Origin of the sequence: Leucobacter chromiireducens subsp. solipictus (genome assembly GCF_016758195.1) — a bacterium.
Taxonomy (GTDB): domain Bacteria; phylum Actinomycetota; class Actinomycetes; order Actinomycetales; family Microbacteriaceae; genus Leucobacter; species Leucobacter solipictus.
Map to the genome: position 1 here is coordinate 73,552 of NZ_QYAC01000008.1, position 23,020 is coordinate 96,571.

At 60.8% G+C, this 23,020-nt stretch carries 24 protein-coding genes, 2 tRNA genes, 1 pseudogene and 1 riboswitch; of the genes and pseudogenes, 14 read left to right on the forward strand and 13 right to left on the reverse strand.

Annotation, left to right across the window (positions count from 1 at the left end; translation table 11 throughout):
- Positions 1 to 22: 22 nt before the first annotated feature.
- Complete coding sequence (gene trxA / locus D3230_RS14260) at positions 23 to 346, forward strand: thioredoxin (protein ID WP_202345723.1); 324 nt, start codon at positions 23 to 25, stop codon at positions 344 to 346.
- A gap of 54 nt (positions 347 to 400) precedes the next feature.
- Here trxA and D3230_RS14265 read toward each other — a convergent pair whose 3' ends face one another.
- The 9 genes and pseudogenes from D3230_RS14265 to rpmH all read right to left on the reverse strand — a co-directional run bounded on the left by D3230_RS14265 (position 401) and on the right by rpmH (position 5,803).
- Positions 401 to 877, reverse strand: coding sequence for an SRPBCC family protein (locus tag D3230_RS14265; protein ID WP_202345724.1), 477 nt, complete (start codon positions 875 to 877; stop codon positions 401 to 403).
- A gap of 39 nt (positions 878 to 916) precedes the next feature.
- Positions 917 to 1,918 carry a ParB/RepB/Spo0J family partition protein gene (locus D3230_RS14270; protein ID WP_202345725.1) on the reverse strand — a complete coding sequence of 334 codons (1,002 nt, stop codon included), beginning with the start codon at positions 1,916 to 1,918 and terminating at the stop codon, positions 917 to 919.
- Entirely contained in the window at positions 1,918 to 2,823 is a 906-nt protein-coding gene (locus tag D3230_RS14275; RefSeq protein WP_237467614.1) for a ParA family protein, read from the reverse strand. The genes D3230_RS14270 and D3230_RS14275 overlap by 1 nt, the downstream gene beginning before the upstream one ends.
- A pseudogene (rsmG, locus tag D3230_RS14280) lies at positions 2,816 to 3,469 on the reverse strand (16S rRNA (guanine(527)-N(7))-methyltransferase RsmG). Before rsmG ends, D3230_RS14275 begins: the two are co-directional and overlap by 8 nt.
- Before the next feature lie 46 nt (positions 3,470 to 3,515).
- Positions 3,516 to 4,025, reverse strand: a complete 510-nt coding sequence (locus tag D3230_RS14285) for a R3H domain-containing nucleic acid-binding protein (RefSeq protein WP_202345861.1) — start codon at positions 4,023 to 4,025, stop codon at positions 3,516 to 3,518.
- Complete coding sequence (gene yidC / locus D3230_RS14290) at positions 4,025 to 4,972, reverse strand: membrane protein insertase YidC (RefSeq protein ID WP_202345726.1); 948 nt, start codon at positions 4,970 to 4,972, stop codon at positions 4,025 to 4,027. Before yidC ends, D3230_RS14285 begins: the two co-directional genes overlap by 1 nt.
- Before the next feature lie 4 nt (positions 4,973 to 4,976).
- Positions 4,977 to 5,255 carry a membrane protein insertion efficiency factor YidD gene (gene yidD / locus D3230_RS14295; RefSeq protein ID WP_202345862.1) on the reverse strand — a complete coding sequence of 93 codons (279 nt, stop codon included), beginning with the start codon at positions 5,253 to 5,255 and terminating at the stop codon, positions 4,977 to 4,979.
- A gap of 26 nt (positions 5,256 to 5,281) precedes the next feature.
- Positions 5,282 to 5,644 (reverse strand): ribonuclease P protein component, encoded by a 363-nt coding sequence (gene rnpA, locus D3230_RS14300; RefSeq protein WP_202345727.1) that lies wholly within the window; start codon positions 5,642 to 5,644, stop codon positions 5,282 to 5,284.
- 21 nt (positions 5,645 to 5,665) lie between these two features.
- On the reverse strand, positions 5,666 to 5,803 hold the full coding sequence (gene rpmH, locus D3230_RS14305) for a 50S ribosomal protein L34 (RefSeq protein ID WP_010155609.1): 138 nt from the start codon (positions 5,801 to 5,803) through the stop codon (positions 5,666 to 5,668).
- Between the two features lie 400 nt (positions 5,804 to 6,203).
- On the opposite strand from rpmH, the gene dnaA reads away from it, so the two are divergent.
- The 10 genes from dnaA (at position 6,204) to D3230_RS16470 (ending at position 17,801) form a co-directional block, all read left to right on the forward strand.
- On the forward strand, positions 6,204 to 7,601 hold the full coding sequence (gene dnaA, locus D3230_RS14310) for a chromosomal replication initiator protein DnaA (RefSeq protein WP_237467616.1): 1,398 nt from the start codon (positions 6,204 to 6,206) through the stop codon (positions 7,599 to 7,601).
- 384 nt (positions 7,602 to 7,985) lie between these two features.
- Positions 7,986 to 9,128, forward strand: a complete 1,143-nt coding sequence (gene dnaN / locus D3230_RS14315; protein ID WP_202345729.1) for a DNA polymerase III subunit beta — start codon at positions 7,986 to 7,988, stop codon at positions 9,126 to 9,128.
- 9 nt (positions 9,129 to 9,137) lie between these two features.
- The gene (gene recF / locus D3230_RS14320) at positions 9,138 to 10,349 is read left to right on the forward strand and encodes a DNA replication/repair protein RecF (RefSeq protein WP_202345730.1); all 1,212 of its coding nucleotides are present in this window, start codon (positions 9,138 to 9,140) and stop codon (positions 10,347 to 10,349) included.
- Positions 10,346 to 10,837: a DciA family protein gene (locus tag D3230_RS14325; protein WP_202345731.1), complete on the forward strand. Its 492-nt coding sequence runs from the start codon at positions 10,346 to 10,348 to the stop codon at positions 10,835 to 10,837. Before recF ends, D3230_RS14325 begins: the two co-directional genes overlap by 4 nt.
- A gap of 161 nt (positions 10,838 to 10,998) precedes the next feature.
- Positions 10,999 to 12,993 carry a DNA topoisomerase (ATP-hydrolyzing) subunit B gene (gene gyrB, locus D3230_RS14330; RefSeq protein ID WP_202345732.1) on the forward strand — a complete coding sequence of 665 codons (1,995 nt, stop codon included), beginning with the start codon at positions 10,999 to 11,001 and terminating at the stop codon, positions 12,991 to 12,993.
- Positions 12,983 to 15,562, forward strand: coding sequence for a DNA gyrase subunit A (gyrA, locus tag D3230_RS14335; RefSeq protein WP_202345733.1), 2,580 nt, complete (start codon positions 12,983 to 12,985; stop codon positions 15,560 to 15,562). The genes gyrB and gyrA overlap by 11 nt, the downstream gene beginning before the upstream one ends.
- Positions 15,555 to 15,962 carry a DUF3566 domain-containing protein gene (locus D3230_RS14340; RefSeq protein WP_202345734.1) on the forward strand — a complete coding sequence of 136 codons (408 nt, stop codon included), beginning with the start codon at positions 15,555 to 15,557 and terminating at the stop codon, positions 15,960 to 15,962. The genes gyrA and D3230_RS14340 overlap by 8 nt, the downstream gene beginning before the upstream one ends.
- A gap of 184 nt (positions 15,963 to 16,146) precedes the next feature.
- Positions 16,147 to 16,223, forward strand: a tRNA-Ile gene (locus D3230_RS14345).
- A 208-nt stretch (positions 16,224 to 16,431) separates the two neighbouring features.
- A tRNA-Ala gene (locus D3230_RS14350) sits at positions 16,432 to 16,507 on the forward strand.
- A gap of 85 nt (positions 16,508 to 16,592) precedes the next feature.
- On the forward strand, positions 16,593 to 17,801 hold the full coding sequence (locus D3230_RS16470; protein WP_202345735.1) for a tyrosine-type recombinase/integrase: 1,209 nt from the start codon (positions 16,593 to 16,595) through the stop codon (positions 17,799 to 17,801).
- A gap of 465 nt (positions 17,802 to 18,266) precedes the next feature.
- Here D3230_RS16470 and D3230_RS14360 read toward each other — a convergent pair whose 3' ends face one another.
- The 4 genes from D3230_RS14360 to D3230_RS14375 all read right to left on the reverse strand — a co-directional run bounded on the left by D3230_RS14360 (position 18,267) and on the right by D3230_RS14375 (position 20,608).
- Positions 18,267 to 19,319, reverse strand: a complete 1,053-nt coding sequence (locus tag D3230_RS14360) for a hypothetical protein (RefSeq protein WP_202345736.1) — start codon at positions 19,317 to 19,319, stop codon at positions 18,267 to 18,269.
- Positions 19,320 to 19,738: 419 nt separating this feature from the next.
- Positions 19,739 to 19,993: a hypothetical protein gene (locus D3230_RS14365; protein ID WP_202345737.1), complete on the reverse strand. Its 255-nt coding sequence runs from the start codon at positions 19,991 to 19,993 to the stop codon at positions 19,739 to 19,741.
- Positions 19,983 to 20,198 carry a hypothetical protein gene (locus tag D3230_RS14370; protein WP_202345738.1) on the reverse strand — a complete coding sequence of 72 codons (216 nt, stop codon included), beginning with the start codon at positions 20,196 to 20,198 and terminating at the stop codon, positions 19,983 to 19,985. Before D3230_RS14370 ends, D3230_RS14365 begins: the two co-directional genes overlap by 11 nt.
- A 20-nt stretch (positions 20,199 to 20,218) precedes the next feature.
- Positions 20,219 to 20,608 carry a hypothetical protein gene (locus tag D3230_RS14375; RefSeq protein ID WP_237467617.1) on the reverse strand — a complete coding sequence of 130 codons (390 nt, stop codon included), beginning with the start codon at positions 20,606 to 20,608 and terminating at the stop codon, positions 20,219 to 20,221.
- A 507-nt stretch (positions 20,609 to 21,115) separates the two neighbouring features.
- Positions 21,116 to 21,281, forward strand: a riboswitch (M-box (ykoK) riboswitch).
- 48 nt (positions 21,282 to 21,329) lie between these two features.
- Here D3230_RS14375 and D3230_RS14380 point away from each other — a divergent pair.
- From D3230_RS14380 to D3230_RS14390, 3 genes are all read left to right on the forward strand, one after another.
- Positions 21,330 to 21,659: a hypothetical protein gene (locus D3230_RS14380; RefSeq protein ID WP_202345740.1), complete on the forward strand. Its 330-nt coding sequence runs from the start codon at positions 21,330 to 21,332 to the stop codon at positions 21,657 to 21,659.
- A gap of 40 nt (positions 21,660 to 21,699) precedes the next feature.
- The gene (locus D3230_RS14385) at positions 21,700 to 22,650 is read left to right on the forward strand and encodes a magnesium transporter CorA family protein (RefSeq protein WP_202345741.1); all 951 of its coding nucleotides are present in this window, start codon (positions 21,700 to 21,702) and stop codon (positions 22,648 to 22,650) included.
- 71 nt (positions 22,651 to 22,721) lie between these two features.
- On the forward strand, positions 22,722 to 22,961 hold the full coding sequence (locus D3230_RS14390; protein WP_202345742.1) for a hypothetical protein: 240 nt from the start codon (positions 22,722 to 22,724) through the stop codon (positions 22,959 to 22,961).
- Positions 22,962 to 23,020 lie beyond the last annotated feature (59 nt).

Here is a 23,020-nt window from a genome sequence, read left to right on the forward strand (position 1 = left end):
CCGCACTTTTTGAGGAGTCAACATGTCTGAACCCATTAACGTCGACGAGCAGACCTTCGACAAGGTCGTGCTGCAGAGCGATATCCCCGTCCTCGTGGACTTCTGGGCGGCCTGGTGCGGCCCGTGCCGCGCAGTCGCGCCGGTCCTCGACCAGATCGCCGCCGAGCAGGACGGGAAGATCCGGATCGTGAAGCTCAACGTGGACGAGAACCCGAACCTCGCCGCGCAGTACCGGATCACCTCCATCCCCGCGATGAAGGTGTTCAAGGGGGGCGAAGAGGTCCGCGAGATCATCGGCGCCATGCCGAAGCCGATGATCGAGGAGCACCTCGCCGGCATCATCTAGTCGCCAGCGCACGCCGAGGGCCGGTGGATCCATCTGGATCCACCGGCCCTCGCGCTATTGCTGGCTCGGTGCCGCCTGCCCCGCCTCGATCTGTTCGGCGAGTTCCGCGAGGCGGACGATCGAGGCGCTCAGGCCCTCGACGGTGTTCGCCTGTGCACGCGCGAAGCGGCGCTCATCGGTCAAGCCCGTCCAGTCGTAGGTGTGCCGCACCAGGGTGCCGCCGGATGTCGTTTCGAGCTCCCACCGCCACAGGTGACCGGGCGGGGTTTCACCCACCGGGGAGGGGAGCCAGGCGATGCGCTGGCCCTCCACGAATTCGACGACCCGGTTCTCGCGCACGCGATCGCCCACGTTGGTCATTACAAACACGTCGCCGACCGCGTGCACCCGCTGCCCCGGCGCCGCCTCCGCGAGGTTGTCGTTCCCGTCCCACCGCGGCTGCTGAGACGGGTCCGCGATCAGTTCGAAGATGGTCGGTGGACTCGCGGCCACCACACGTTCAGCGCTGACAATTCGAGGTGCGTCGGTCATACCGTCAGTCAATCACAGCTGACGATCCGGGGCGAGCGCTCAGCTGAAGCCGGGGTCCCCGAGCTCCGAGAGAATGCGCTTGAGGTCCGCGATCGTCGCAAAGTCGATGACGATCTGTCCCTTCTTCGCCCCGAGCTTCACCGCCACGCGCGTATCGAAGCGATCGCCGAGCCGATCGGCGATCTCGCCGAGCTGCGCCTGCACACCGCCGGCACGGGCCTTCGGCGTCTTGCGCGCGGGTCCCTCGGCCGCGGCGGCCTCCGCTGCGCGCACGGACAGGCCCTCGTTCACGATCTTGTCGGCGAGCCGCTGCATGGACTCGCCGTCCCCGTCATGCGAGAGGATCGCACGCGCGTGTCCCGCGGTCAGGACCCCCGCTGCGACGCGCGCCTGGACGGGCTCCGGCAGCCGAAGGAGCCGGATCGTGTTCGAGATCTGCGGGCGCGAGCGGCCGATGCGTTCGGCGAGCTGTTCCTGAGTGATCCCGAAGTCGGCGAGCAGCTGCTGGTATGCGGACGCCTCTTCGAGCGGGTTCAACTGGGCGCGGTGCAGGTTTTCGAGCAGCGCATCGCGGAGCATGTGCTCGTCCGCGGTGCTCCGGATGATCGCGGGGATCGTATCGAGCCCGGCCTGCGTCGAGGCGCGGAAACGGCGCTCACCCATGATGATCTCGTAGCGGGGGCCTGCGGCCGGCGCGGGTTCGATCTCGCGCACCACGATCGGCTGGAACACGCCGAACTCGCGGATGCTGTGCGTGAGCTCGGCGAGCGCTTCCTCATCGAACTCGGTGCGCGGCTGCACGCGGTTCGGCATGATGTCCGCGAGCGCGAGGCGTGTGAGGCGCGCGCCGGGCACCTCCTGCAGCGCGGACTCGCCGCCGTTCGACTCGGCCGGTTCGGCGGGATCGCTCGCGGGCACCGCGGGATCCGCCGCGGTCGCGGCGGGGAAGAACACGTCCACCGGGCGATCCCCGGTGGTGGGGGCCTCGGGAATCAGTGCCCCGATGCCACGGCCGAGGCCGCTTCGCTTCTTCGTCGCCATCAATCGCGCCTCTCTGTCGAAATTGCAACATCTGCGCCTCGTTCGGCAACCTCGGCCGCGGCCTCGAGATAGGCCAGCGCACCGATCGAGGCACCGTCGTACGCGTGCACGGTCTGGCCGTAACTCGGTGCCTCCGAAATACGCACGGACCGGGGGATCACGGCACCCAGCACCTTATCCGGGAAGTGCGCCCGAACCTCTCCCGCCACTTCCTGGGCGAGATTGGTCCGCGCGTCATACATGGTGAGCAAGATGGTCGAGATGTCCAGCCCGGGATTCAGGTGCTTCTGAATCAACTGGATGTTCCCGAGAAGTTGGCTGAGCCCCTCCAGCGCGTAGTACTCGCACTGGATCGGAATCAGCACCTCACTCGCCGCGACAAAAGCGTTGACCGTGAGGAGGCCGAGCGACGGCGGGCAATCGATGAACACGTAGTGGTACATCTCGTCCGCCTCGGCCAGGAAGCTCTGCAGCGCGGTGCGCAAGCGCTGCTCGCGCGCGACCAGGGACACCAGCTCGATCTCGGCGCCGGCGAGGTTGATCGTCGAGGGGACGCACCACAGGTTCTCGTGGTCAGTGGTGGGCTGCAGCGCGTCCGCGAGGCCGCTGTCACCCAACAGGACGTCGTACACACTCGTGACTTCGGGCCGGTGCATCACACCGAGCGCGGTTGAGGCGTTCCCCTGCGGATCGAGATCGATCACCAGCACTCGTGCACCGCGGCGCGCGAGTGCCGCCGCGAGATTCACGGTGGTGGTCGTTTTCCCCACGCCACCCTTCTGATTCGACACCGTAATCACCCGGGTCTCCGAGGGGAGCGGGGATACCGTTTCGGCCAGTTTCCGGCGTCGCCGAATCTTGTCGACGAGGTGGTCGCCGACCAACGACTTCTCTGAATCAGTCATGACTTCTGATGGTAGCCCGAAACACGCGCGTCGTCTCTGCAAGCTGCCCGGCCCCGAGTTCTTCGACGCGGATATCGCTCGCGCGGTGCTTGCGCAGGGCCTTCGTTGCGGCCTCGATCTCGGTGTCGACCGAGAGCCCCTTGAGGAAGAGCATCTCGCCGCCGTCGCGGAGCAGCGGTGCCGTGATCGGCACGAGCTTCCGCAGCGCGGTGACCGCACGCGCCGTCACCTGGTCGACCTCGAAGGCATCGTGGAACTCTTCAGCCCGCCCGCGACGTACCTCCGCGTTCTCGAGCCCGAGCCGCTCGATCTGCTCGGTGAGCCAATTGCAGCGGCGCTCCATCGGTTAGATCAGCAGAAACCGCGCGTCCGGACGGACAATCGCCAACACCAGACCGGGCATGCCACCGCCGGTGCCAATATCGGCGACCCGGGCACCCTCGCGAATCAGGGGTGCGAGCACCGCGCTATTCAGCAGGTGGCGGGTCCAGAGCCGGGGGAGTTCGAGCGGCCCGATCAGGCCGAGTTCCTCGCCGCGGGCGGCCAGATCCGCCGCGAAGGCGCGGAGCACCTCGATACGATCGCCGGCGATGTCGGCCGCGGCGGCCGGCTCATGCTCCAGCTCGGGGGCACCAGGCTCGGTCATCGCGCGCATCCCGGGCGTTTCACGTGAAACAGGTTCATCGGGGACCTCACGCGCGGCTGATCACGAGGCGCCGATCGCGGCCCTCACCACGCGACTCCGAGCGATAGCCGCGCTCCGCGACCTCATCGTGGACAAGCTTCCGCTCGTACGAGGACATCGGCTCGAGTTCGACCTCGGCGCGACCGGCGGCGATCTGCGCAACGGCGGCGTCGACCAGGCCCTTCAGCTCGGTCGCCCGCGCATCCCGCGATCCGCCGACGTCGATGATGAGGCGTGAGAACCGGCCGGTCTTGGCCTGCACGGCGAGGCGCGTCAGATCCTGCAGCGCCTGAACCGTGTCCGGTGCCGCGAGCCGATCGAGTTCCTCGCCGCCTCCGGTCACGGACACGTACGCCCGGCCGTTCGCCACGTCGATGTCGATGTCCCCGTCGAGGTCGGCGATATCCAACAGGCCCTCAACGTAGTCCGCGGCAAGGTCGCCGTCGGCTTCGAGCTCGGCGAGGCTGAGGTCGCTCTCGGTCGCGGGGGTGTCCTGTTCGCTAGTCACGTCGGAGATCACTTGCCCTTCTTCTTGGCACGCTTGGCGCTGATCGGCTGCTGGCGCTGGCCCTCCGCCTTCGTCGGCGTCTGGGCGTCGAGCACACGCACCTCTTCGTCCGTCAGCTTACCCTTGGCCTTCAGCCGGGCCTGACGTGCACGCCAGGCATCGCTGCCGGGGGTGGGCATGTTGCGGATCACGATGAACTGCTGCCCCATGGTCCAGATGTTCGAGGTCATCCAGTACACGTTGAGTGCGAGCGGGAAGGTCACGCCCGAGAACAGGAACGCGAACGGAATGATGTAGAGCAGGATCCGCTGCTGGCGGTACATCGGGGAGTTCTTCGTCTCGTCCGACACGTTCTTCGACATGATCTGCAGCTGCGTGAAGAACTGCGAGGCGATCATGAACACCACAATGATGCCGAGGAGGATCACGACGACCCAGTTGCCGGTTTCCCAGCCCTGCGTGAAGTTCATCTTGAGCGGGGCACCGAAGATGCTCGCCTCGTTGAAGCTCTGCGTGAGGTCCTTGGTCATGAAGCCGATGCCGGTCTTGTTCTCCGAGGCGTGACGGAGCACGTAGAACAGCGAGAAGAAGACGGGCATCTGGATCAGCATGGGCAGGCACGAGGCAAACGGGTTCGTCCCGTGCTTCTTGTACAGCGCCATCGTCTCGCGGCTCATGGCCTCGCGCGAGTACTGATCCTTCTTGTTCTTGTACTTGTCCTGGACCTTCTTCATCTCCGGTGCCAGGTCCATCATGCGGCGCTGGGACTTGATCTGTCGCACCGTGACCGGGATCAGGGCGGAACGCACCACGATCACCAGTCCGACGATGGACAGCACCCAGGTGAGGCCGGACGCCGCTTCCATGCCGAGCCAGGTGAGGGCCTGGTGCCACACCGCCAGGACCAGCTCAACGAGCCAGCGCAGTGGCCAGAGTATTGTCTCGAAGAAATCCACCGCGTTAGGCCTTTCGCTCGATGGGGCGGACGAAGCCGCGCGAGTTAATCACAAAGTTCTCGTGTTTCCGGGTGGGAACGTCATCGATTCCACCCGAGGTAAAGGGATTGCACCGCAGCAGGCGCCACACGGTGAGTCCAATTCCCGCGATCAACCCAAAGTGCTGGTAGGCCTCCATAGAGTACCGGGAACACGATGGATAATACCTGCAGACCTGCCCGTACAAGGGGGAGATCACCCGCCGATACCCAAGCATGATCGCGATCGCAAGGTTCCGCGGCATCACCCACAGTTCCCGAAGCAGGCGAGTCACGACGGGTCCTGAACCGGGGAGAGGCGCGTTTCCACGCGCCTGAGGGCGCGTTCGACCTCGTGCTCGAGCACCGCGAACTCCGGCTCGAGGATTGCGGGAAGCGCTCGGAACACCACGTCCACGCCGGTGAAGCCCGCAGCGATGCGCCGCTCTGCGATGGTCTTGAGCCGGCGCCGAGCCAGATTTCGCTGCACCGCGTTGCCGACGGCTTTGGAGACGATGAACCCGAATCGAGCCGGTTCCCCCGCCTCACGCAAAACCGCGTGGGTGATGCAGAATGCACCACCCACGCGGTAGCCGGATCGAACGATCCGTCGGTAATCGTCGCCCCGAGTAACGCGGTGCCGCTGGGCAGGCATGGTACTCCTGGGACGAAAGAATTATGCGGTGAGCTTGCTACGGCCCTTGCCGCGACGTGCAGCAACGATGGCGCGGCCGGCGCGGGTGCGCATGCGGGCGCGGAAGCCGTGCACCTTGGCGCGACGGCGGTTATTGGGCTGGAAAGTACGCTTGCTCATGTGAAGACTCCGTGACTTATGGAACTGATCCCCGAAGCTCATGTCGTCGAGGAAGTCGGATCTGGGACGGGCGACAGTTCACCCATACAAGGTATTTACTCTACGCCCAATCGACGGTCCCGTCAAAAAGATCGTGGACACCGGTCCCGCGGCACGCCCCTGAGGCCCCCACACTTGGCCCGACCACCCCGGGGACTTGCCTGTGGACAAATCTGTGACTAACGTGTCCTCAGACGTACCCACACCGACCACCCCTGCAGGTTTCCCCGCATATTCACGCGGTTCAGCTTGTGGATAAGATTGGGTATAACATTCCCCACAGCCCACCACGATCGAGCCGGGTACCTGCGTGACAGAGGACGAAGTACAAGAGGTCTGGGACCGCGTTACCCAATCGGTAATGCAGGATCCCGCAGTAGGACCCGCAGTTGGCGCCCAGTTGGCGCTCGCGCTGCCGCGCGGTATCGCCGCGGGCACGCTGTACCTTGCGGTGCAGCTCGAGTTCACCCTGAAGCTTCTGGAGAACCGTCTCCGGCCGGCGATCATGCAGGCGATCGCGGCGATCCCTGAGGCCCAGGAGATTCAGAACTTCGTCGTGATCGTCGATGAGGACGCTCACCCGGATATCGAGCCCGAACCGCAGACTTCCGCACCGGCGCCCGCTGCCGCCGTGGCGCCGAGCTTCGACGACGCCGCCCCGGCACGCCAGGAGCCGACCCGTCCGCTGGCCGAACCGCGGGGGCGCCACGGCGGCGAGGACGCGGGGGATAGCCGGCTGAACGAGAAGTATCGTTTCGACAGTTTTGTCATCGGGCAATCCAACCGCTTTGCTCACGCCGCGGCCGTCGCCGTCGCCGAGGCGCCCGCACGGGCGTACAACCCGCTCTTCATCTACGGGGACTCCGGGCTGGGGAAAACCCACCTCCTGCACGCGATTGGTCACTACGCTCGGGAGCTCTTCCCAGATGTGCGTGTTCGGTACGTCAGCTCTGAAGACTTTACGAACGACTTCATTAACTCCATTGCGAACAACCAGGGCGCCGCGTTCCACGCGCGGTACCGGAGCGTGGACATCCTGCTGGTCGATGACATCCAGTTCCTCGAGGACAAGGTGGAGACCCAGGAGGCCTTTTTCCACACGTTCAACACGTTGCACGATCACAACAAGCAAGTGGTGATCACGAGTGACGTCCAGCCGAAGCAGCTTCGCGGCTTCGAGGAACGCATGCTGTCCCGTTTCGAGTGGGGCCTGCTCACCGACATTCAGGTGCCCGATCTCGAGACGCGCATCGCGATCCTGCGCAAGAAGGCTCAGCGGGAGAACCTCGAGATCGACCACAGCATCCTGGAGTTCATCGCCAGCAAGTTCTCCTCGAATATTCGCGAGCTTGAGGGCACGCTGATTCGCGTCACCGCCTATGCGAGCCTGAACCAGCAGCGGATCGACATGCCGCTGGTGCACACGGTGCTCAAGGACCTCATCACGCTCGACGCGGACAATGAGGTGCTGCCCTCGGACATCATTAGCCGGACGGCCGAGTATTTCGATCTCTCGGTGGATGACCTGTACGGCCCGACGCGTGCCCAGCAGATCGCGACCGCCCGACAGATTGCCATGTACCTCTGCCGCGAGCTCACGCCGCTGTCGCTGCCGAAGATCGGGCAGCTCTTCGGCGGGCGAGATCACACCACAGTGATGTACGCCCACAAGAAGATCTCGCAGCTGATCGCCGAGCGTCGCTCCATCTACAACCAGGTCACCGAGCTCACCACCCGCATCAAACAGGGCAGCCGCTAACCCGAGTTATCCACAGATTGTGGGTCGGGTGTGGATAGCTGGGGAGAACCCGGGCGTTTCTGTGGAGGATTTCGCGGCGCCTGTGCAGAAGCGGCGCCACGAGAATTTGGCGTCATTCCGCCAACGCGGCGCTATCCAGATCTCGCCAACAAGTCACAAGGCTGTAATTCGCTGTGTATGACAGGGATGTTCGGAGTTATCCACAGAATCCACAGCCGTTAACACTGTTAACAACTTCTCTTCTTTTTCAGGGGCACTCGATCACGCGGACCGATCTGGGGAAAACTCCGCTTCCAGCCCCTGCTGATGCTCCTCGCCGCCGAGTGTGCAAAGATTGTGAAGCCAACGAAACAGCCACGCTTGCGGGGCGGGAGGAGAAGCCACATGCGATTCACCGTTAACCGTGACGTGTTCAGCGAAGCGGTATCGTTCGCGGTGAAGCTGCTCCCGCAGCGCCCGACGCAGCCACTGCTCAGTGGCGCCTTGATTGAGGCGGAGGGCGAACAACTCACCGTATCCTCCTTCGATTACGAGGTGTCGGCTCGGACCACGGTCCTCGCTCAGGTGGGCGAAGCCGGTCGGGCCTTGGTCTCGGGGCGCCTGCTGAGCGAGATCGCTCAGCGCCTCCCGCACGCTGACGTCGAGGTGTCGCTGCTCGAGAGCCGCGTGGAGGTGCGGTGTGGCTCCGCATCCTTTAGCCTCCCCGCGATGCCGGTGGAGGAGTACCCCCAGGTTCCCCGGGTAGATGAGGTTTCCGGCGCCGTTCCCGCGGACGTATTCGCGGACGCCATTGCGCAGGTCTCCCTCGCCGCGTCGAAGGACGATGTCACTCCCGTCATTACGGGCGTCCAGTTCGAGATCAACGAGAACTCATTGACGCTCACAGCGACCGATCGCTACCGTGTCGCGACTCGCGGCATCGACTGGGAGAACGTTGGCGCCCAGGGCGCCATGACCGCGCTCGTGCCCTCGAAGATCGTCACCGAGGTGGGGAAGACCTTCTCCGGTGACGGCCAGGTACAGGTCGCGATCGTGAAAGATGGGGAACGCGAGCTCGTTGCCTTCACCGGCGCCTCGAAAACCGTTACCTCGCTGCTGATCAAGGGAAACTACCCGCCCGTGGGACGCCTGTTCCCCGAGAATGTCGACAACTACGCGGTTGTCAACACTGCCGAGCTCGTCGAGGCCGTGGGCCGCGTGGGCCTGGTGCTCGAGCGCGAGGCAGCCTTGCGCTTCTCCTTTGCTGAGGGCACCGTGACGCTCGAGGCCGCGGGAACGGAATCGGCCCAGGCGGTCGAAACGGTCGATGCGCACCTCGTGGGCGACGACATGGTGGTGTCACTCAAGCCGCAGTTCCTCCTGGACGGCCTCCGGTCGACCCACTCCGAGTTCGCACGCATCGCGTTCACGCGCACCGACAACCCCGGCAAGCCCGGGCCGGTGCTCATCACGAGCCAGCGCAGCAAGGACGAGGTCGACGAGGAGAGCTTCAAGTACCTGCTGCAGCCGAACCTGCTGCTGCGATAGGAGACCTCGGTGCGAGTCGCGCATCTCTCCCTCGGCGACTTCCGGAATTACCGCACCGCTGAGCTCAGTTTGGCGCCTGGCCCCAATCTCCTCATTGGTCGGAATGGGCAGGGGAAGACGAACCTCGTCGAGGCGATCGCGTACTTCTCGTCCCTTCGATCGCATCGTGTGACCGGCGATGCGGCGCTCGTTCGCGCCGGTGCCGATTCGGCGATTGCCCGCATGCGCGTGGTGGGGGAGAGCCGGGAGGTTGTGCTCGAACTGCAGATCCACCGCGACCGCGCCAATCGGGCGCAGGTCAATGGAAACGGAGTCCGGCCACGGGAGGTCACTCGGTGGTTCTCCTCGGTGGCTTTCGTGCCTGAAGATCTCATGATCGTTCGTGGAGAGCCCACCGTTCGGCGCCGCTTCCTCGATGACGCACTGGTCGCCCGACATCCGGTCGCCGCAGGTGCCCTCGCCGACTACGATCGCGTACTCAAGCAGCGCACCGCGCTCTTGAAGTCCTACCGTTCGCGCGGCGGCGCCCCAGACTCGCTCCTTTCGGTCTGGGATGACCAGCTGGTCAACTTCGGCGCCCAGATCATGCTCGCTCGGCGAGAACTCGTGCGAGATCTCCAGGCCCCACTTGCGGCAAGCTACGAGGCGCTCGTCTCCTCGGATCATCGCCCCCTACTCTTCCTCGCGGAGTCCATGCGCGATTCGTCGGGCAACGTTCCACGTGAAACATCGACCCCCAACACCCTCGACGCCGAGGTTTCACGTGAAACACTCGAGGGGCAGTTCCGGGAGGCCCTGACCCACACCCGACGCCGTGAGCAGGAACGCGGCGTCACGCTCGTGGGTCCCCACCGCGACGACCTCCTCCTGCAGTTGAATGACCTTCCGGTCAAGGGGTATGCGAGCCACGGTGAGTCGTGGTCGTTCGCGCTCTCCCTGAAGCTCGCCCTCGCGTCGCTGCTGCGATCCGAATCGGCGGCGGGCGACCCGGTGATCATTCTGGACGACGTCTTTGCGGAGCTCGACGTGCACCGTCGCACACGCCTCATGGCGGCCGTACGTGATTTCGAGCAGGTGATCGTCACCGCCGCCGTTGAGGGAGACGTTCCTGACGACGTATCCTGGCATCGGGTGCACATCGATGCGGGTACGGTACTCGCTGTGGCGCCCGACGATCCCTTGACTGAAGTTGCGGAGGGTTCCGGTGAGGTCGACGCATGAGTGAACGTCCCGGCGAGATGGGCTTTGCAAGTGACGCGTACCTCCGCGCGAAGTCGGTGTGGAAGGGGCAACCCGCCCGACGGCGCCGCCGGGCGAACGCGGAGAGCCCGGGCGGCCAGGCGTTCGGGCACGGCCGAGACCCCAGAACGCTCAGTGACGTGTTGGTGACGATGGCCGGCGATATGGGGTGGAGCGGAGAACTCGAGCAGGCGCGCTTGCTCGGGGAGTGGGCAGAGTTTGCCGGTGAGGCGACCGCGGAGCATACTCAGGTGATCGGGATCAGCAATGGCGTCCTGCAGATCCAGTGCGACTCAACGACCTGGGCGACCGAGTTGCGGCGCCTGCGCGCGGAGATGCTGACGCGAATCCTCCGCGAGTACCCCGGCGCCGAGATCCGGGACCTGCGTTTTCTTGCGCCGGGTGCTCCGAGCTGGCGCCACGGTCCGCGCAGCGTTCCCGGACGCGGCCCGAGGGATACGTACGGGTAGTTTCAGCCAACGGGGAACCCTTGGGGGACGACCCCAGCCGAAAACTTGCCCCCACACGCCCGTAATCCCCCGTAGCAGCGTGCAGAGTTGATAGACTGGCGTGCGGAAGTATCCGGGGTGAAAAAGCGCTCTGAGACGCCCAGAAAAGGATTATTCAAGGCATGAGTTCAGAACAGGCTACGGCCGCGGAAGACTACGGCGCCGGCGCCATCCAGGTCCTCGAGGGCCTCGACGCGGTCCGCAAGCGGCCCGGCATGTACATCGGTTCCACCGGACCCCGAGGCCTGCACCACCTCGTGTACGAGATCGTCGACAACTCGGTTGACGAGGCGTTGGCCGGGTATTGCGACACCATCAACGTCACCATCCTTGAGGATGGGGGAGTCCGCGTCGTTGACAACGGCCGTGGGATCCCCGTGGATCCCCACCCCACTGAGGGACGCTCCACGGTGGAGGTCGTGCTCACCGTACTGCACGCCGGCGGAAAGTTCGGCGGCGGCGGGTACGCGGTGTCCGGCGGGCTCCACGGCGTGGGTTCGTCCGTGGTGAACGCGCTGTCGACCCGCTTCGAAGTCGAGGTTCGGCGCCAAGGTTTCACGTGGAACATGGGATTCACGGGAAGCGTTCCCGACGCCCCCCTCGCCCAGGGCGCCGCCAGCGACGAGACCGGCACGACGATCACGTTCTGGCCCAGCGCGGAGATTTTCGAGACTATTGAGTTCGATTACCAGACGCTGCGTACCCGGTTCCAGCAGATGGCGTTCCTCAACAAGGGCCTGCGTATTACCCTGATGGATTTGCGTCCGCAGGAGCCGGTGGAAGACGCCGACGGCCAACTCGTCGCTCCCGCGCCCCGCCAGGACGAGTTCCTGTACGAGAAGGGCATCGAGGACTACGTCGAATACCTCAACGCCGCGAAGCGTGCGGACCTGGTCCACGAGGACATCATCGGCTTCGAGGCCGAGGATCCCGAGCGGAAGATCGCGATCGAGGTTGCGATGCAGTGGACTACCTCGTACACGGAGAGCGTGCACACCTACGCCAACACGATCAACACGCACGAGGGCGGTACCCACGAGGAGGGGTTCCGCGCCGCACTCACCTCGCTGGTGAATCGCTACGCGCGTGAGAAGAACATTCTTCGGGAGAAAGACGACAATCTCTCGGGCGACGACGTCCGCGAGGGACTGACCGCCGTCGTTTCCGTCAAGCTCGGCGAACCACAGTTCGAGGGACAGACGAAGACCAAGCTGGGGAACACCGAGGCGAAAGCATTCGTCCAGAAGGTCGTGGGCGATCAGCTGGGGGACTGGTTCGAGCGGAACCCCGGGCCCGCGAAAGACATCATCCGGAAGGCGATCCAGGCGGCCACCGCCCGAATGGCCGCGCGGAAGGCGCGCGAGACCGCGCGTCGAAAGGGTCTCCTCGAGTCCGGCGGGATGCCCGGCAAGCTGTCAGACTGCACCAGCAAGGATCCCTCGGTGTCCGAGATCTTCATTGTCGAGGGTGACTCCGCAGGTGGTTCGGCCAAGACCGGACGTGACCCGCACACGCAGGCGATCCTCCCGCTCCGAGGCAAGATCCTGAACGTGGAGAAGGCACGCCTCGATCGGGCGCTCAACAATGCCGAAGTGCAGGCCATGATCACGGCGTTTGGTGCGGGCATCGGGGAGGACTTCGACCCGGAGAAGGCGCGGTACCACAAGATCGTGCTGATGGCCGACGCCGATGTGGACGGCCAGCACATCACCACCCTGCTGCTGACCCTCCTCTTCCGCTACATGCGCCCCCTCATCGACCTGGGATACGTGTACCTCGCACAGCCCCCGCTCTACCGAATCAAATGGGCAAACGCCGAGCACGAATACGTGTACAGCGACGCCGAGCGCGATGAGCGACTCGCGGCGGGTGCCGAGGCCGGGCGCCGACTCACCAAGGAGAGTGGCGTGCAGCGCTACAAGGGCCTGGGTGAGATGAACCATGAAGAACTGTGGGACACCACGATGAACCCCGAGACCCGCACGCTGCTGCAGGTCACCATGGAGGATGCTGCGGCAGCCGACGAAACCTTCGCCACTCTGATGGGCGAGGATGTCGAGGCGCGACGTAGCTTCATTCAGCAGAACGCGAAGGACGTGCGCTTCCTTGACATCTGAGAACCAGACCCCCGAAACCGACACGGACGCCACGGTCGAGGCGGCGGACGTGAACGACGCGGCGAACCACGGTCGCATCGATCAGGTCGACCTCCAGCTCGAGATGCGGCGCTCATACCTCGATTACGCGATGAGCGTGATCGTGGGGCGCGCGCTTCCCGATGTGCGTGACGGCCTGAAGCCCGTGCACCGTCGTGTGATCTACACCATGTACGACGGGGGCTACCGCCCGGACAAGGCCTTCTCGAAGTGCACCCGCGTCATCGGCGATGTCATGGGCCAGTTCCACCCGCACGGTGACACCGCCGTGTACGACTCGCTCGTCCGGCTCGTGCAGCCGTGGTCACTGCGGTACCCGCTCGCGCTGGGGCAGGGCAACTTCGGCTCGCCCGGCAACGACGGCGCCGCGGCACACCGATACACCGAGACCAAGATGTCGCCGCTCGCGATGGAGATGGTCCGGGACATCGACGAGGACACCGTCGATTTCCAGGACAACTACGACGGCCGCACCCAGGAGCCCACGGTTCTCACGAGCCGCTTCCCGAACCTGCTGGTCAACGGCTCCGTGGGCATCGCGGTCGGCATGGCGACGAACATCCCGCCGCACAACCTCCGTGAGGTGTCCGAGGCCGCCATGTGGCACCTGGAACACCCCGACGCGTCGCGCGAGGAGCTCCTCGAAGCGCTCATGGAGCGGGTGAAGGGACCGGACTTCCCGACCGGCGCGCAGATCCTCGGCACCAAGGGGATTCGCGACGCCTACCAGACCGGTCGCGGCTCGATCACGATGCGCGCCGTGGTCAACATCGAGGAGATTCAGGGACGCACCTGCCTCGTGGTGACGGAACTGCCGTATCAGGTGAACCCCGACAACCTCGCCGTGAAGATCGCGGACCTGGTAAAGGATCAGAAGGTCCAGGGCATCGCCGACATCCGCGATGAAACCAGTGGCCGGACGGGTCAGCGCCTCGTGATCGTCCTGAAACGGGATGCGATCGCGAAGGTTGTCCTGAACAACCTGTACAAGCACACGCAGCTCCAGGAAAACTTCGGCGCCAACATGCTGGCGATCGTGGACGGCGTCCCGCGGACGCTCCCGCTCGACGGCTTCATCACCGCCTGGGCGAAGCACCAGGTTGAGGTGATCGTCCGTCGCACGGAGTACCGCCTCAAGAAGGCTGAGGCCGAGGCGCACATCCAGCGCGGCTACCTGAAGGCGCTCGACGCGCTCGACGAGGTCATCGCGTTGATCCGCCGCTCGCCGACGGTCGACGAGGCGCGCGAGGGGCTGATGTCGCTCCTCGACGTCGATCAGATTCAGGCCGATGCGATCCTCGGACTGCAGCTGCGCCGACTCGCGGCGATGGAACGCCAGAAGATCCTCGACCTCGCCGCGAAGCTCGAAGCGCAGATCGCGGAGTACCAGGGCATTCTCGCCTCGCCCGAGCAGCAGCGGGGGATCGTGGCAACCGAGCTGCGGGAACTCGTCGACAAGTACGGCGATGAGCGCCGCACCACGATCCTGCACGGGTACGACGGCGACATGTCGATGGAAGACCTCATCCCGGAAGAGGAGATGGTGGTCACGGTCACGCGGGGCGGCTACGTCAAGCGCACCCGCATCGACAACTACCGCTCGCAGCATCGCGGCGGCAAGGGCGTGAAGGGTGCGCAGTTGCGCGCCGACGACATCGTCGAGCACTTCTTCGTCACGACAACGCACCATTGGCTCCTGTTCTTCACGAATACCGGGCGCGTGTACCGGGCGAAGACGTACGAGATTCCCGAGGGCGGCCGCGATTCGAAGGGCCAGCACCTCGCGAACCTGCTCGCGCTCGCCCCCGACGAGTCGGTCACGCAGATTCTCGACGTGCGCGATTTCGAGAGCGGCTACCTGCTCCTCGCCACCCGCGACGGACTCGTGAAGAAGACGGCGCTGGGGGAGTACGACACGAACCGGACCGGCGGCATCATCGCGATCAAGCTGCGGGAGGGCGACGAACTCGTCTCCGCGCTGATCGCCGAGGCCGACGACGACGTCCTGCTCGTCTCCCGGCACGGCATGTCTGTTCGATTTACTGCATCTGATCAGGCACTTCGCCCGATGGGCCGGTCGACGAGCGGCGTCCGCGGCATGAACTTCCGCGACGGTGATGCCCTGCTGTCGGCGTCCCGCGTGAGCGACGAAGGTGGCTTCGTGTTTGTGGTCACCGAGGGCGGCTACGCGAAACGCACGGCGGCGAATGAGTACCGCGTACAGCAGCGTGGTGGCTTCGGGATCAAGGTCGCGAAGCTCGACGAAAATCGCGGGGACCTGGTCGGTGCGCTCATCGTTGATGAAGGCGACGAGGTGCTGGTCGTGCTCGCAAGCGGTAAGGTGGTCCGATCGAACGTTGCGGAGGTGCCGGCGAAGGGACGGAACACGATGGGGGTCGTATTTGCACGATTCCCAGAGGCGGACCGTATCATTGGCATCGCGCGAAATTCGGAACGCGGGCTCGACGACGATGAGTCCGAAGCACCGGGCGCCGAGAACGCGGAGAACGAGGATAACCTGAATGAGTAATACCGTCGCAGACAAGCTCGCGAAGAAGACCCGAAAGAAGGCCCCTGCCAAGCAGGTCCGCCTGAAGCTCGTATACGTTGACTTCTGGTCCTCCGTGAAGTTCTCGTTCCTCGTGTCGATCTGCCTGGCCATTGTGGGCGTCGTCTCGACCATCCTCATCTACACGGTGCTGCTCCAGACGGGCGTCTTCGGCAAGGTCGACGAGCTCTTCATGGACATTGTCGGCGAGGAGAACAGCCTGATGAAGATCATCGGCTTCCCGCAGGTCATGGGTCTCTCGGTGGTCGTGGGCATCCTGAACGTCATCGTGGGCACGGCCCTCGGCGCCATTGGTTCGCTCGTGTACAACCTGCTCGTGCGCGTACTCGGCGGCTTCCAGCTCGGTTTCACGAGTAACTAGGCTCGCATCACCGCGTGTGCCCGATCCCAGTTCCGGGATCGGGCACACGCGTTTTTCGGGCGTGTCTCGCCCGAACTTCGGGTGAGCACGGCCTCCGCGAGCGGGATTTTACGGGAAACGCGCCCGAGCTGCGATTTCGATTTCGATTTCGCGCCGACTTCCGGTAAAGTCATTTCTTGGTCAAGGGGCTATAGCTCAGGTGGTTAGAGCGCTTCACTGATAATGAAGAGGTCCCAGGTTCAAGTCCTGGTAGCCCCACCAAATCCTGAAGGGCAGTCGAGAAAACGACTGCCCTTCAGTCGTTTTCGGAACCTGGAGACGGTGCCTGGCCGTGCGACACGCCGGATTTGCGTGCGCTGGGGCGCGTGGATATAGTTATTCAGTCGGGAAGAGGAACCGCCCCAGGGCGCGAATCACATCGGAGAAATACCGAGTTCCCAGCGAAGATCACGAGAGTGAGATTCCAGACGGGTCCTTAACTCAGTTGGTAGAGTGCCTGCTTTGCAAGCAGGATGTCGGGAGTTCGATTCTCCCAGGATCCACCACCAGCCCCCAAATCGTTGAAAATCAGCGGTTTGGGGGCATTTTTATATGTAAAATAAGCGCTACCATAAGCGCTATTTTTCTGAGGTGAAATCTGTGGAAGCTCCAAAGCGCAGAAGACGCAAAGGCTCAGGCAGTGAATACATCGATCCACAAGGGCGATTCGTCATTGAGAAGAAGGTTCTCAACGCTGAAGGGCATAAGAGCCAAGTTCGTGGCTATGGAGCCTCTTGGAGTGAAGCTCAAACCCGATTCAACAAGAATTACGAAAGATTCTTGGAAGGTGGAGGCAAGAAGCCCTCTCAGAAGACCCTGAGCGCCGTTCTAAGCGCATGGGATGCATCCAGTGGGTCAGGTGTTCAAACGAAGTATCGAACGCGTCTAACCGTGAAAAATCACTATATTGAACCCTTTGGAGACCACAAGGTCAGCGAGATCACCAAAACCAAAATTCAGCGAGCAATAGAACGCATACCCGTCGAGCAGGGTGGAGCACGAAGAAACTTCCTCAAAGACATGAAGAAGATTCTTAACTATGCAATGAAGCAAGGGTGGATCAAAACCAACCCTGCAGAACATTTATCCCTTGGTGTCTATCAACCACAGAAACAAGAAACTGATGCGCGTGAGATGACAGTTCGCGTTGCAGAATTCAGGAAGTTGCTCAAATGGTTGCAAGACGCTGACCGGTGGGAGTTCTATCCCCTCATGTTCCTCAGCCTTGGACTCAGAATCTCAGAGTTCCTTGGAATGGAATGGAGTTCTGTTCAGAGCAGACCGAATGACATAACTGTACTAATTGTTGATCGGCAGTTGGATCCATCACCTTACAAAATTGTGAAGCGTGTCAAAGGTTCCTATAACCGTGAGATTCATCTTCCTTCATCATTCGTTGTTGCTTTTGTTGAATGGCAAATGCACACGCGTGTGCAGGGTGATGCTGTGCAGTCTTGGGCAAAAGATCAGGTATTCACCAAGCTGAATTACGAAGGTCAGAAGCATGGACAAACGCAAGACGATTTCAGAAAGCTCTTGAAATCACTACTTGAAGAACATCACCGTGTGAGCATGATTCCTGAATATGGTGAAGGAGTGAAACCCGTCTCATTCACACCGCACTACATCCGCAAAATGGCAGCGACAATGATGGCTCAAGAAGGAATCAGTCTCCAAGTGGCAAAACAGGTTCTTGGACACATGACAGAAGAAATGACCGAGTCATATACACATATTCTTGATGGTCAGAAAACCGAGGCAACCGCAGCACTTGAAAAAGGTTTCTTCAACTATCAATAAATTTCAATAACGGGGATCGCCCCGAACGCGAGCGGATGGTTCCGCACAACCACAAAAATAGCCCCTGACCAGGTATTTAACCTAATAACAAGGGCTATTTCTGTGCAAATCCGCCAGGATGCGGATCAGAATGATCTCTAAGACGAATAGCAATCAACGCAATGCCTTTCATCACATGGATCAAAGTAGATTTCATCACCTTCATGAATCGGACTCATCACCTCAAAAACATGAGTCAAGTCATCAGACAGATCAACGATCTCACCTACTGAATAATCTCTTTCAGCAATACCAAAGAACATTAGAATCACCTACTTCCAGATAGCAGGAAGCAAACAGCTTTGACCATTCTTGAACTTCACCAAGACTTCAGCCGAGCCATTAGCGTGCTTCTTCCCAGTCAAATGCACAGACTGAGATACGCCATTTGAATTGCAAGTAGTTGGAACAGCTGCATTAGCAGGCTCAGATTGCACCACAAGCGCAGTAAGTGCCATGCAAAATATCGCAAGTGCTGAACCCAGGGATATCACTGTTCTCTTTCTCTTCAATACGTTTTTCATTCTTCTTTTCTCCTTTATCTGTTTGTTTATATAGATGTGTTTCATCGACCGATTCAGTCCATGAGACACGGTTTTGAACTTCATCAATCCTTCGCAAAAGTGCTTCCCACTTCCGAGGACTCAAAGACTGCTCTTGTAGATACATCGTTGAAAGAGGTTCGTTGCTTGTCATCACGACCTTCGTGAATTCAGCTTGACGTTTCCCATACCGTGCATCGAGCTCATAGGGATACTTGTCCAAAACCTTTAACAAGACTTCAAGCGGTAGAGAGCTATAAAACTCATCAAGCAACAGCACTTCCTGACCGTTGTAATTGTCAAAAGGGTGTCGCCACTCTCCAACCGTGAAGACGTTTTCTAAACCATATTTTTCATAGACTCCGAACGTCTTTCCCGTTCCTGTTTCGCCCCAGATATATGACACATGGACATCTCTGAAATTCGAGCGAGCATAGTGCGAGCGTTGCTCACGGTGAGCAGTTTCCAAAGCCTTCAAACCTGCTGCGTATCTCCATGCAGTTGGTTCTTCCAAAATGACTTCGTTGGCAGTTTTCCCTTTTAGTAATATCTCTGTTCTGAACTCTTCAAGATCGGTTCTCCGACCCTGTTCCGACTTCGTGATATCAATAGTTCCGTTTGAGATCTGCACTCCTTGGGAAGTGTCTTTCTTCGTGCAATATTCATAAGCTTCGCGACGAGTTCCGCGACGTGGTTCCCAATGAGCACCATGCAACTTATTAATAAGAGTTCCAAGCTTGATTTGGTTTTTGTTTTCTATATAGATCTGCCAGTGCAAATAGCCTTCGGGATTTGCCTCAGTGAGTTCAGTTCCTCTTTCAAGCTGACCTATATATGTGTATTCGTCCAAAGCTTTTTCAACTGCTTCTTGATCAAATTTCTCCGCTGGTATCGTTCCGATCCAACTCCTATTCCGATAGTTCTTGTTTAGCTTCATGTTTGTTTTTCCTTATGTCTGTGCCCTGAGTTCCTTTCCTTGGTTTTCAGTGCTCTTATCTCTTACCAATTCAGACCAATGAAATTTCGTTTTAGTGGTCTCAACCTTCGAAAAGTGGTCTCAACTTCGTCAAATTTGGTCTCACAGACGGAAGTTGAGACCAAAAGTTGAGACCAAAATATCCGCATGATTTCAACGAATTTGCGTTGATTTAGTGTTGGTCTCAGAGGTTCCCGGTAATACTGTTCTACGAACTACCGGGAACCTTCTCAGACGCTCCGCGTCTGAGTGCGGCAGGCATTCGCCCATTTCGGTCATTCCGCGTTGCTTTCACTTATGTCTCTTGCTCCGCTTCGAGCCATCGTGATAGCAACTTGAATTCCCTGTATGGTCGCCCACCTGCCGCATCCAGATTTTTACTATCTGATTTTGTCTCGGTGATGCTTTGCCCAGTCCTTCATAACTTCAACATCTTCACGAACAAAACATAGATATCCGTCAGCATCTTTGACCGCATCAATCCCGAGTCTTGTTGCCAGTCTCCGAACAAACCTTGTAGAAGTTCCAGCACCAAATTCCGCGGTGATATCAATCAATCTCACTCGATCAAAATTCATTCGAGGACGTTGGAAGATAGCCGGCTTCGAGGTTTCCAAGAAATCACTAAGAGCCATTCTTGAACGCCTCCCACTCTGCTGACAGGTCTTCTACTACAGTCTTTTCTTCAACTTGCTCAATTGGTTCAAAATCCCGAGTTGGTAGAGGCTCAGAGATCTCAGGAATCAGACCCACAGCACCAAGAAAGCAATTTGTTAGAGCGGTATCAACCAAACGACCTTGGAGCATGTATTGCATCAAATGATCATCAAACTCTTTCAAGCTTCTGCATAGGTGTGCCATTACTCACCACCGCCAACTTTCACAGGCTTCAAGCTCTGAACGATGTAAGAGAATCCCTGTTGTTTGGTTTGAGTGATGTAAGGCGTAATCTGCATCTTGCCAACAGGGGCATAAACCACCCCAGGCTGTAAATCGAGAGGTTCAAGAACTGAGATTGAAACGTTTTTGAGTTCTCTTGTTAGTTTGTTGCCTTCAACCCTCAGAGCCTTCAAACCAGTTAGATACTGTTTTTCTCCGTCTGTGGTGAGTTTGTCCTTACCTGTTTCAAAGTCCTTCTTTGTTTCCATGTCGCCAGCTCTGACCGGAAGAATGGTCATGAAAGCGGTTTCAATGTTTGTGTGTTCTGCTGTTGTGTGAATTGCCATTGTTGTAGCTCCTTTATTAGTCATTGAACGAGTCGTTTTTGACTCACTCCCAATATCAGCAAAATGGCTTATTCAAGCGGTTTTCAGCTTTAAAAATTGGTAAAATACCAGATCAGCACATGAAACAAAGATGTGCGCGCATAAACAGAAACCCCCCAGATTCCAAGACGGTTTCCAGGGGGTTTTTCAAAGGAAGGCGGAGAGCTACAACCGCCAATATGAATATCAACATCTTATAAAAATCGACAAACACATAACAAGATAAGCGCTACAATAAGCGCTATTCACAATACTTTCTGCGGTTGACCGAAAATATTTCGCACCATATCAACGATGTTCTTCGCAAGCAAGCGATTCTCCCAGGATCCACCACCACACACACGCCCGGTCAGAGAAATCTGACCGGGCGTTCGTCGTTTCCGGACGTCTTTCGTTCCCGGACGCCTGTCGATTCCCGGGCGCCCCGCCGGGATCGGAAACGGAACAGTTCTACTTCATTTGCGCAAGTGATTAAGTATTGCTAGTGTGGGGCGTGCGCTTCGTTCGGTGAGGCTCTTACGTGAACACAGGCCACTGATCTGACGGTATCGAGAGATGCTCAAGATCAGGACAGGTTCCCTCGGATTAAGGGGGTTCCCCAAGTGGCTGCCATCTGGCTACGTCACGCAATGCCGAAGCTCTGACATGGAAGCGCCTGTCCACGATCCCCGAATCGTCTCCCTGAGGCGTGAGAGGAGGCTCAGGCATGCCTGCAGCGATCCACGAACCCATTCTGTTCTGGCAGGTCTACGACCCGCCGGTGCGCACCCGCGACGGTGCGTCCCACGGCCCCCACGGCCCTCGTTCGCACCCGGCCGAGCAGAACTGGCGCAGCCAGGCCTTCACGACCGCGGTGCCGACGCGCGAGAGGCGCCGCGCCACCCGCTACGAGAAGTTCACGACCCGGATGGTCCTGCTCAGTGCGGTGATCACCTTCGGCGTGACCCTGACACTGCACCTCGCAAACTACGGCCTGGAGACCCGCACGTCGTCGACGTCGGGGACCCACAGCACCTTCTACAAGGACGACGAGTGAGCGCCGTGCTGCGCGCCCACTCCGATCGGAAAGAGACACCATGACCACCACACCACCGCAGACGGCCCGTTCGGGCCACGTCGAAACGATGCTCGGCGGCCGCTGGCAGCGCGTGCTCGGCGGGGACGCCCAGCTGCTCGAACGCCTGCGCGCAGAGACGGGCGCCGATTTGCGCGATGCCGCGGCGACGCCCTTCCGCGACGGCGGCGACTTCGTGACCCTGGCCGTCACCTTTGTGGACCGCGACGCGAGCGCGTACCGCGAGACGAGCATCGTTATCGCCGTTGGGCGCGACGCGGTGATCACGCTGGAGCCCCTGACGGGATGCGCCCCCATTGACCTCGCGCTGGCCCGCATGGAGCGGGACGGACGTGAGGGGGACAGCTCCATCGAGATCGCGGCGAGCATTCTCGAGAGCATCGCGGATACGACCGACGAACTCGTCACGAACCTCAGCATGAGCAGCGAACGCATGATGGCGCAGACGAGCGCAATTCTGCGCAGCCTGGAGACGAAGAAGGCGCGCGAGTTCGGCGTCAGCGACGTCACCGCCACCCAGCAGGAGCTCGCGGATATGGAGGAGCTCCTGTCGCACTGCATGGAGAGCCAGCTCGCGCTCGCGGAGGCCGCGCGTCACCTGCGCACGCTGACGCGCGGGCGGGACTGGGACAACCGCACCGATCTGGCACGCATCATCGAGGACATTGAAGCGATCGAACCGCACATCGACTTCGTGCACGATCGGGTGCGGCTGCTGCAGCAGACCAACAACCTCGCCCTCAACGTGAAGCAGAACCAGATCATCAAGGTCTTCTCCGTGGTCACCGCGGTGTTCCTCCCGGTGATGCTGCTCTCGACCTACTACAGCATGAACTTCGAGTTCATGCCGATCCTGAGCTGGACCTACGCCGAGCCGATGATCATCGTGCTGAGCTTCGTGTTCGCAATGCTCCCGCTGATCTACGTGCGCCGCCGCGGCTGGCTGCGCTAGGGCCCGCGCGGCCCGCACCCGATGCCCCGCGGGGCAGATCAACACACACCGCAACTGTGAAGGACCTCACCATGTCGACCAAGAACCTCCAGACCTCACGCACCTCGCCGAACGTGTGGAGCTCGCGCCTGGAACTCAACAGTCTCGGGACCGATGCCCCCGGTACCGAGCGCGCGCTCGCGAAGACCGAGCCGGCGCGACCGCAGACCTCGAAGATCGAGAAAGAGATCATTTGGGCCGTGGTGGTGCTCTACGCCGGCATCATCGCCTGCTTCGCCGGGCTGCACCTGTACGGGCTCACCCTCGGGTAAGCCGACCCCTACGTGTCTGGTCGGAGGCCGCCCTCGGCCGCCGACCCCAGAAGAAAAGA

What these genes read in the sequence shown, in the direction of transcription:
- trxA (WP_202345723.1), top strand. Translation starts at nt 23, where the DNA reads ATGTCTGAACCCATTAACGTCGACGAGCAGACCTTCGACAAGGTCGTG.
- D3230_RS14265 (WP_202345724.1), bottom strand. Translation starts at nt 877, where the DNA reads ATGACCGACGCACCTCGAATTGTCAGCGCTGAACGTGTGGTGGCCGCG.
- D3230_RS14270 (WP_202345725.1), bottom strand. Translation starts at nt 1,918, where the DNA reads ATGGCGACGAAGAAGCGAAGCGGCCTCGGCCGTGGCATCGGGGCACTG.
- D3230_RS14275 (WP_237467614.1), bottom strand. Translation starts at nt 2,823, where the DNA reads ATGACTGATTCAGAGAAGTCGTTGGTCGGCGACCACCTCGTCGACAAG.
- yidD (WP_202345862.1), bottom strand. Translation starts at nt 5,255, where the DNA reads ATGCCGCGGAACCTTGCGATCGCGATCATGCTTGGGTATCGGCGGGTG.
- rnpA (WP_202345727.1), bottom strand. Translation starts at nt 5,644, where the DNA reads ATGCCTGCCCAGCGGCACCGCGTTACTCGGGGCGACGATTACCGACGG.
- rpmH (WP_010155609.1), bottom strand. Translation starts at nt 5,803, where the DNA reads ATGAGCAAGCGTACTTTCCAGCCCAATAACCGCCGTCGCGCCAAGGTG.
- dnaA (WP_237467616.1), top strand. Translation starts at nt 6,204, where the DNA reads ATGCAGGATCCCGCAGTAGGACCCGCAGTTGGCGCCCAGTTGGCGCTC.
- dnaN (WP_202345729.1), top strand. Translation starts at nt 7,986, where the DNA reads ATGCGATTCACCGTTAACCGTGACGTGTTCAGCGAAGCGGTATCGTTC.
- D3230_RS14325 (WP_202345731.1), top strand. Translation starts at nt 10,346, where the DNA reads ATGAGTGAACGTCCCGGCGAGATGGGCTTTGCAAGTGACGCGTACCTC.
- gyrB (WP_202345732.1), top strand. Translation starts at nt 10,999, where the DNA reads ATGAGTTCAGAACAGGCTACGGCCGCGGAAGACTACGGCGCCGGCGCC.
- D3230_RS14340 (WP_202345734.1), top strand. Translation starts at nt 15,555, where the DNA reads ATGAGTAATACCGTCGCAGACAAGCTCGCGAAGAAGACCCGAAAGAAG.
- D3230_RS14360 (WP_202345736.1), bottom strand. Translation starts at nt 19,319, where the DNA reads ATGAAGCTAAACAAGAACTATCGGAATAGGAGTTGGATCGGAACGATA.
- D3230_RS14365 (WP_202345737.1), bottom strand. Translation starts at nt 19,993, where the DNA reads ATGGCTCTTAGTGATTTCTTGGAAACCTCGAAGCCGGCTATCTTCCAA.
- D3230_RS14375 (WP_237467617.1), bottom strand. Translation starts at nt 20,608, where the DNA reads ATGACTAATAAAGGAGCTACAACAATGGCAATTCACACAACAGCAGAA.
- D3230_RS14380 (WP_202345740.1), top strand. Translation starts at nt 21,330, where the DNA reads ATGCCTGCAGCGATCCACGAACCCATTCTGTTCTGGCAGGTCTACGAC.
- D3230_RS14385 (WP_202345741.1), top strand. Translation starts at nt 21,700, where the DNA reads ATGACCACCACACCACCGCAGACGGCCCGTTCGGGCCACGTCGAAACG.
- D3230_RS14390 (WP_202345742.1), top strand. Translation starts at nt 22,722, where the DNA reads ATGTCGACCAAGAACCTCCAGACCTCACGCACCTCGCCGAACGTGTGG.